Source organism: Citricoccus sp., from assembly GCF_035445025.1.
GTDB lineage: Bacteria > Actinomycetota > Actinomycetes > Actinomycetales > Micrococcaceae > Citricoccus.
Window position 1 is genome coordinate 1 of record NZ_DAOMPX010000075.1, and the last position, 7,718, is coordinate 7,718.

The following is a 7,718-nucleotide window of genomic DNA, read 5'->3' on the forward strand; positions in this document are numbered from 1 at the left end:
CCCAGTCCCCGGCGGCGGCCATCGCCATCCAGTCCCGCCGACCAGCCACCGTCAGTCCGGTCGGCACGGCGAGGACGTTGGCGTCGGGGTACCACTCGACGAACTCGCGGTTGATCTGCTCCACCAGATGATTGGGCACCACCATCGCGGGGCGGTGGGCAATCCCCGTCCGACGAAGCTCCATGGCGGCCATGACCATGGTGCCGGTCTTGCCGGCCCCCACCACATGGTCCAGCAGCACGGCCGGTTCGTTCACCGCCCGAGCAACGGCCGAACGCTGATAGGAGTACGGAACCCGGTCGGCTTCCAGTCCGGGCAGTTCCAGCCGCTGGCCCATCTGGTCGTAGTCCGGGGCGACCATCGAGTTGAACGCCTCGTTGTACAGGCTCTGCAACCGGGCCGCGCGGGTGGGGTCCTCGGTGACCCAGGCGTTGAAGCGGGTTCGAATCGCGTCGATCTTCTCTCTCGCGGCGGTGGTCGCGGCCTCGTCCTTGCGGTAGGTCCCGTCGGCGTCCTTCTCCCTCACCACCACCGACTTATAGTTCATGGTCGCGGCCAGCAGGGCGGCCGGGGTGCGCTTGTTCGTGCCCCACTGGTACCGCACCGAGGCGGAGAACCCGCCCTTGGGGGAGGCGACCTCCCAGGCCTCCACGGCCGGGTTGAACTTCACCTCGGTGGCGACCTCGAAGGTGTCGCGGACGAAGTCCTCGTAGATCTCCTGCGGAACCCAGTGCACGCCGGGGTTGACCACCACATCGCGGATGTCCACGTCCGCCGGCAGCACCGCCTCCAACGCGGCCACATTCACCGCGTAGTCTCCACCGTTCTGAACCGCCTGGCGCGCTGCGGCCAGCTTGGTGCGGACGTTCCCCGACAGGTAGGCGACCTTCGGGGTGAGCATCCCGGACTCGGGGTCGGTGAACACATGCCCGGCCATCATCGTCTGCGCCTCGTCCGCGTCCACGCCGAGCAGCCCGGCCACCCGGTCCACGTCCACGGTGCGGGTCTCGTCCAGGCTGATCGCGATGGCGTCCTCCACCGACTCGGCCCGCTCGGGCCGGGGCCGGTACTCGATGACATCACGAGTCAACAGGGCCGCCGGCTCGGCGGTCTGTTCTTGCTCATCGAACACCTCGCACGCCCGCAGCAGGCCCAGTTTCGGGTCTCCGGCCAGGAACTCCAGGTGCGGCTGGCGCCGGTGGCTGAACTCGGGTTCGGCGGCTTCGGCGGCCCACTGGGTGGCCAGCTCGTCCGGGACGGGGACCTCGGAGCGGTCCATCTCCCCGTCCTCGGGCAGGGTGGCCCGCCACGCGGCCTCCAATTCCCGCACCTTCTGCGCCTGCTCCTGGGGCCGGGGTGTCTTCCAGATGTCCTCGGAGCGGTTGATCGGCCCGTAGCTGTCCACGTAGTCCTGCCACCCGGTGCGCAACTTCTCCCGGGCGGCCTCGGCGGCCTCCTGGCCGCGGCCCTCGGATTGGGTTCGCATGACCTGAACCGCCTGGTCGCGCAGAACCAGCAGGGCCCGGGCCTCCACGGCGCGGGCGCGGGGGACCTTGACCGGTTCCCACGCCAGTTGTGCCCCGTACCGGGCGAAGCCGCCCACGGCGGGGTCGAAGCGGACGTGCCCGACGGCGGCCTCGGCCACCGGCGGGAAGTGCAACCCCGGAGCAAGCTCAACGGGCATCGGGTCGGGGGAGTAGCCCAGCCCGGTGTCCTTGGCCGCGTCGACCACCGCGGCCAGACGCTCGGTCATCAGCGCGGTGAGGTCCCCGGCGGGTGGGTCGACGCGGTAGGACATCCCGCCCCAGGGGTCACTGGCCGCCCGCAGGGTGCCGAGCACGTTCTCGGGGTGCTCGGCGAAGTACCGGGACGCGGGCACCTGGTGGGTCTCCCCGTCCCGGTCGGGGGCTTCGATGACCGCCGGTTCGACCCAGGCGGCGACGGCGTCCTGGTCGATCTTCGCCCCGGGCTCGCGGCGCCGGAAGATCAGCACGTCGGTCTTCACGTCCGTGCCGGCACTGTCCTGCATCGCCCCGTTCGGCAGGCGGACCGCGCCGACCAGGTCGGCGTAGCGGGCGAATTCCCGGCGGGCCGAGGCCCGCTGGGCGTCCATGGTCCAGGTGGAGGTCATCACCGCCACGTACCCGCCCGGGGCGGTCAGCCGGAGGGACTTGGCGATGAAGTAGTTGTGGATCGACAGGTTCTGCCCGTTGTACTTCGCATCGGCCACCGGGAAGGAGCCGAACGGGACGTTGCCGACCACGGCGTGGAAGCTGTCCTCACCCAGGCGGACCTGTTCGAACCCGGCCGCGTGGACCTCGTGGGAGGGGTGCAGGTGGGCGGCGATCCGCGCGGTCGTCGTGTCGAGCTCCACCCCCACCATCTGGGTCCCGGTGGAGGCCTGGCCGATGAATTCCCCGGACCCGCAGCCCGGCTCCAGGACCCGGCCCCCGGTGAATCCCGCCCGGGACAGGGCACCCCAGATCGCTTGGGCGTGGGCGGGGTCGGTGTAATGGGCGTTCAGGGTGGTGGCCTTGGCCTGCTCCCACCCCTCCGGGCCCAGCAGGTCCCGGACCAGGGCCCGGTCCTCGGGGGAGAAGGTGTCGGCGGTGTCGTCGAAGACCTCCGGCAGCGCCCCCCAGCTGGACCATCGGGACAGCTCGTCCTGGTCCTGGGTGGTGGCGTAGCGTCCGGCGTCATCGAGTTCGGCCAGGGTCTGCAGGGCGGCCACGTTGGCCAGGAACCGGCGGGTGGCGGTGGCCGGGCGCCCGGTGCCTCCGGTCCAGTCGACCGGGGACCCGGTCAGCTTCTCTCGATCTGCTCCCGGTCGGCCTCGGTCACCAGCGGTGGCAGGGTGCTCGCCCCCGGTACCGGGTCCATCCCCTGGGATCGCATCCAGTCGAACACCTGCCCGGCCAGCACCGTCAGCTGGTCGAACACCCGCAGCTGCGCCCGCTTCGGCAGCTTCAACAGGGCCTCGGCCTCCACCGGCTCCACCCGATCCGGGGCCAACTGCATCCCCCGGGACTGCACGATCCCGATCAGGTAGTCCTCGAACTCCTCGCTGGCCCTCTGGTACTGGTCCAGGGACAGCATCAGGTCGATCACCGTCACTTCCCCGTCCGGGTGCGCCGCCTCGAAGGCCTCCACCAGCGTGGTCCCGTACGGCGTCGTCTCGTGCGGGTGCTGCCACACCGTCCGGTCGATCTCCCACCGGTCGACTTCCCAGCCCAACAGCTCGCTGGTGGTGTCCTGCCGCGGATCCTCGATCGGATCCGGCATCGTCCCGTCCCGCAGCCCGTCCTGCATTTTCGGTTCCTTCCATATCGGCCAGCAGGTCAAACACCGAGATCTGACCGGCCACCTGATTGCTCCGCTTCGCCACGCTCGGGCTCCTTCTCTGACATAACTGCACGACGGCCGGGAAGCGGTCAAGCCCCCGGCCATCGAGCGACGGTGAGTGAACGGTCCGGTTACCGGACGAGCCCGGCGCTCTGGTCCTGATGGGGGACCAACGGCGGCTGCCCGGCCGACCACTCCGCGAACGCCTCCGGCGTCATCTCCTCCGGGCGCAGGCCCTGGCCTGCCGTCCGGTCCGTGGACTTTTCGGGGGAGGAGACCACAGCGGCCGCGTCTCGGTGGGGTTCGCGGGGCAGGACCGCGACCGGGTTGAACTGCATGGAGGCGGCCACGTCCTCGGCCCAGAGACGGTGGTTCAGTCCCGGCTTGCCGGTGCTCGTGGCATACGGCTCCACCCGGTGGTCCCCGGTGACCGTGACCCGGTCGCCCTTGTGCAGACAGGACAGCACGTTTTCGCGCAACTGGGCCCGCTCCACCGCCACGTCGTAGAACGTGGCCTCGGCGTCCTCCCACGTCCGGGAGTCCTCGTTGAAGCGGCGGTTGTTCTCCGCCACCGTCATCACCACCAGCTCCTGGCCGGCCTTGGTCCGCACCGGCCGGGGGTCCCCGGTCAGATTGCCCTGCACCGTCTTCTTGCCCACGCTCACCATCTCCACTCACCACACCCTTCATGCCGTGTGGGCCCTTCAGGCCCCTGTGCTCGTAGTTCGCTCGGGTTGTCTGGACTCGCGGCCGACATACATCCCCGTGGACGGTGCCGCTTAGTCCCCCTTGTCTTCGGGGTCCCGGGCTGGTTGCATGGCGGACCAGGTGGTCCCGTCGGCCGATTCCTCGACTACCACGCTGAGGTCTTCGGGACCACCGATCACGTGCACGGCCACCCCTACCTGGCCGGGAGTCGCGGAGGTGTACGCCAGGCGCACCGCGCCGACTTCGGCCACGGGCCGGGCGCGCAGGCCCAGCGGGTCGGAGGCCCCGTGTTCGATGCCGTCGGCGTCCACGGCGCGGGCGCGGACGTATTTCACCCCGGTGGTGGGGCGGTCGATGACCTTCTCGGTGCGGATGGTCGAGGCTGCGGTGGTCCAGTCGTCCTCGTCGTAGTCCAGCTCGTAGGCCCCCACGGTGCCGGAGTACGCGATCGGTTCCTTGTGCTTGCCGTTCTGCACGCACCCGGCCTCGTGGGTCATCTCCTTGAGCCGGGACCGCAGCTGGGCCACGTTGGGGTGCCACATCATCATCGGTGCCAGCCCGGGAGCACCCTCTTCCCAGACCTTGTGCTCCATGCACATCGCCGCGTACAGCTCGGCGGTCAGGTTCGGGTGCCGGTACCAGCACGCCGGAACGTCCGAGGTCGTCAGCCGGTATTCGCGGATGAACCAGTCCACCCACCGGCGCAACCCGTTCCAGGCGTCCCACTGCTGACCCGGTTCGATCTGGCGCCACCGAATCCCCAACCACTCCGGCGGAGCCTCGGCGGCCAGTGCCGCCTCGACATCGGGGTCGAGGTACGGCAGCGGGGACCCCGAAGCCTCACCGTCCGCCGGCTCGGGGCCGGTCACCGGGGTCAGCCAGGTGTCATCGTCCTCGTCGTCTACCCACGGATTGCCACTCACCGGTGTCACCCTCCTCCACGTTGCTGTCAGATCCGGCAGGACCAATGGCCTGCTCGCAGACAGTTCGAAACGCGAGGGCAGCGGTGTATGTCGGCCGCCCGGCATGCGGGCCGACTGGGCCGAGATGGACGGTGCTGCGCCGTAGTGTTCGAGGCGACTGATGGCCGGCAGAAGGGCGTGCTATATGGGTGATGACCTGAGTTCATGGTTGCGTGTGAGCTGGCTGCGGGACCTGGAAGGGCCCCGTCCCCCGCAGGCCGCCCTTGACGTCCTGGATCTAGCTTCGGTCGGATGGCCGGTGTTCACTGAGCCATGAGATCGTCCGTGGCGCACCAGCGCAGTGGCAGCCCTGGGCCGCCGGAACCCCGATCACCGCGCCGCAGACGGGCGCGCACCTTCCTCGCCGCGCTGGCTCTGATCCTCGTGTTGGTCGTGGGCGGCCCGCAGCTGGCGTTGTGGTCGGGGGATCCGGTTGCGGCGAAGGACTGCGTCGTCAGCCCGGTGCCACCTCTGCCTGCCCAGGCCGCTGCGCGCTTGAGCGCGCCGGTGGACGCGGCGGCATACCCCGGTGGCCTGGCCCAGCAGGGCGGCACGGTGTCCGACGCCAGTTGTTTGACCCGGACCCCGGTCTTCGGCGTCGTCCGGCCCGTCGACGAGGCCCAGGTGCGGACTGCGCTGGCGTTCGCCGAGGAGAACGAGTTGGTCGTTTCCGTCGGGGGCACGCAGCACGCGCTGGGCGGGCAGGCCTCCCACCCCGGGGGGTTGGTGGTGGACATGCGCGGGCTGAACGCGATCACCGTGGACGAGCACGCCAGGACGGCCACGGTGCAGGCCGGAGCGACGTGGCACCAGGTGCTGGAGGCGGTGCACCCGCTCGGGCTGTCGGTCGCCACCATGCCCAGCGTCGACGTGCTCAGCGTCGGGGGCACGGTCTCGGTCAACGCGCACGGACTGGACTTTCGCGCCGGGAGCCTGTCCTCCACGATCCGCTCCCTGCGGGTGATGCTCGCCGACGGCACCGTGCACCGGGTCGGCCCAGAGCAGGAGCCCGAGCTGTTCCAGGCCGTCGTCGGCGGCTACGGGCTCTTCGGGGTGGTGCTCGACGTGGAGCTCAACCTGGTCGACAGCGAAATGTACCGGCTGCGCAGCACCGTCATCCAGCACCGCGACTTCCCGCAGGTCTTCGCCTCGCAGGTGGCCGCCGACGACGCGGTGCGGTTGACCTACACCCACCTGTCGACCTCCCCGGACAGCCTGCTGCAGGAGGCGATCGTCTACACCTACGAGCGGGTCGACACCACCGAGCCGGTCCCGCCGCTGAAGGAGCGGGCCTCGGACCAGGCGAGTCGGCTGATCTTCAACCTGGCCCGCACCGGTGATTTCGGGCAGCGCCTGCGGTGGGCGGCGCAGCGCGAGCTGCTGCCCCGGGTGCGCGGTTGTCTGCAGTCGCGCAACGAGGCCCTGCGCGAGGCCGAGGCGTGCATGGTCGGGCGCAACCAGGCGATGTACGAGAGCCTGGGCTTCCTGCAGAACAGGCTCCCGCAGTACACCGACGTGTTGCACGAGTACTTCCTGCCCCCCGACCAGATCGTGCCCTTCCTCGACGAGCTGCGGGCCCAACTCGGCCGTCACGACGCCCAACTGCTCAGCGCCTCGATCCGTTCGGTCCACCGCGAGGACATCGTCCTGGACTACGCGCAAGGGGAGCGGTTCTCCCTGGTGCTCTACCTCAGCCAGGAAGTCAACGACGAGGCCAGCGCAGACATGGCCTCCCTGACGCGTGCCCTGGTCGCATCCTCCCTGGACCTCGGCGGAACGTTCTACCTGCCCTACCAGCAGCACTACACCAGGGAGCAGGTGGCCCAGGCGTACCCGCGGCTCGAGGAGTTCTTCGCCACCAAGCGCCACTACGACCCGGGGCTGCGGTTCCAGAACAGCTTCTCCGCGCGGTTCGGTTGAACGGTGCCTATGGCGTGTCGGCCTTCACCGTAGCCTTGGCAGACGTGCCCTTGGACTGACTGGACCCCTAACGGACGGCGGCGTGGTCAGACCGTGTCGTCGGTGCGGCGTTGGCGCCGGTATTTCCGGGGTGGTCCGTCGATGAGGTTGAGCAGGCGTTGGACCATTTCGTCCACCGCGGCTTGGGCGGATCCTTCACCGGGGTTGGCGGCCATCCACCGGTGCACGCCTTCTTCGCAGATCGAGCACAGCCACATCCCGTCCCCGTTGGCGCGGCGGCATTCGGCACGGTCCAGCAGGTCGGTGCTGGTGGTGTGGAACTGCAGGACGGAGACCCGCTGGCACAGTTCGCAGTTCAGCGGCTCGGTGGAGCCGGGGACAGGATCACTGGTGGTCATGGGTCTTCTTTCTGTGACGGCGGATCATCCGGACGACGATAAGCACCGTGGCCCGTCGCCGGTCCCAGCCAAAGTACTCCTTGCGCGCATCCAGACAGGCGTGCAGCTGTTCGTGGTGGGCCCGACACATCGGCATCAGGTCCTCATCAGCCTCCCGTGCCTTCCACGCCCCGGTAGCCAGGTCGCGAGCGACCCCGTCGTAGCGCAGGTGGTGCAGGTCCAGACTGCCTGCCTGTTCAAGGGTCAGTTGGCAGACCGGGCAGGCCGGTTCGACGCCTCGGGCGCGGGCGTCGCGGAACCAGCGCACCCGGCGGAACCCCCACGCCGGTGAACGCAGGTAGTCCTGGTAGCTTTCCGACCCGGTGCGGGTGAGCGAGAGCCGTGCCAT

7 protein-coding genes are annotated in these 7,718 nt (G+C 69.7%); 1 reads left to right on the forward strand and 6 read right to left on the reverse strand.

Features of this window, described 5'->3' with window-relative positions; translation table 11 throughout:
- From PLJ28_RS14055 to PLJ28_RS14070, 4 genes are all read right to left on the reverse strand, one after another.
- A partial coding sequence (locus PLJ28_RS14055) for a DUF8437 domain-containing protein (RefSeq protein ID WP_502877092.1) occupies nucleotides 1–2,731 on the reverse strand: 2,731 nt, incomplete at its 3' end.
- A 71-nt stretch (nucleotides 2,732–2,802) separates the two neighbouring features.
- Nucleotides 2,803–3,309 carry a hypothetical protein gene (locus PLJ28_RS14060; protein WP_298044722.1) on the reverse strand — a complete coding sequence of 169 codons (507 nt, stop codon included), beginning with the start codon at nucleotides 3,307–3,309 and terminating at the stop codon, nucleotides 2,803–2,805.
- A 164-nt stretch (nucleotides 3,310–3,473) separates the two neighbouring features.
- On the reverse strand, nucleotides 3,474–4,001 hold the full coding sequence (locus tag PLJ28_RS14065) for a single-stranded DNA-binding protein (RefSeq protein ID WP_298044724.1): 528 nt from the start codon (nucleotides 3,999–4,001) through the stop codon (nucleotides 3,474–3,476).
- Between the two features lie 120 nt (nucleotides 4,002–4,121).
- The gene (locus PLJ28_RS14070) at nucleotides 4,122–4,973 is read right to left on the reverse strand and encodes a hypothetical protein (protein ID WP_298044725.1); all 852 of its coding nucleotides are present in this window, start codon (nucleotides 4,971–4,973) and stop codon (nucleotides 4,122–4,124) included.
- Nucleotides 4,974–5,507: 534 nt separating this feature from the next.
- On the opposite strand from PLJ28_RS14070, the gene PLJ28_RS14075 reads away from it, so the two are divergent.
- The gene (locus PLJ28_RS14075; protein WP_298044726.1) at nucleotides 5,508–6,932 is read left to right on the forward strand and encodes an FAD-binding oxidoreductase; all 1,425 of its coding nucleotides are present in this window, start codon (nucleotides 5,508–5,510) and stop codon (nucleotides 6,930–6,932) included.
- Nucleotides 6,933–7,018: 86 nt separating this feature from the next.
- On the opposite strand, the gene PLJ28_RS14080 is transcribed toward PLJ28_RS14075, so the two are convergent.
- On the reverse strand, nucleotides 7,019–7,330 hold the full coding sequence (locus tag PLJ28_RS14080; protein ID WP_324590265.1) for a hypothetical protein: 312 nt from the start codon (nucleotides 7,328–7,330) through the stop codon (nucleotides 7,019–7,021).
- Nucleotides 7,317–7,718: hypothetical protein (locus PLJ28_RS14085; RefSeq protein ID WP_324590266.1), on the reverse strand; the 402-nt coding region annotated here is incomplete at its 5' end. The genes PLJ28_RS14080 and PLJ28_RS14085, both read right to left, overlap by 14 nt.

Bases quoted from the DNA above. Each gene is read 5' to 3' on its own strand.
- PLJ28_RS14060 (WP_298044722.1), bottom strand. From the start codon at position 3,309: ATGCAGGACGGGCTGCGGGACGGGACGATGCCGGATCCGATCGAGGAT.
- PLJ28_RS14080 (WP_324590265.1), bottom strand. From the start codon at position 7,330: ATGACCACCAGTGATCCTGTCCCCGGCTCCACCGAGCCGCTGAACTGC.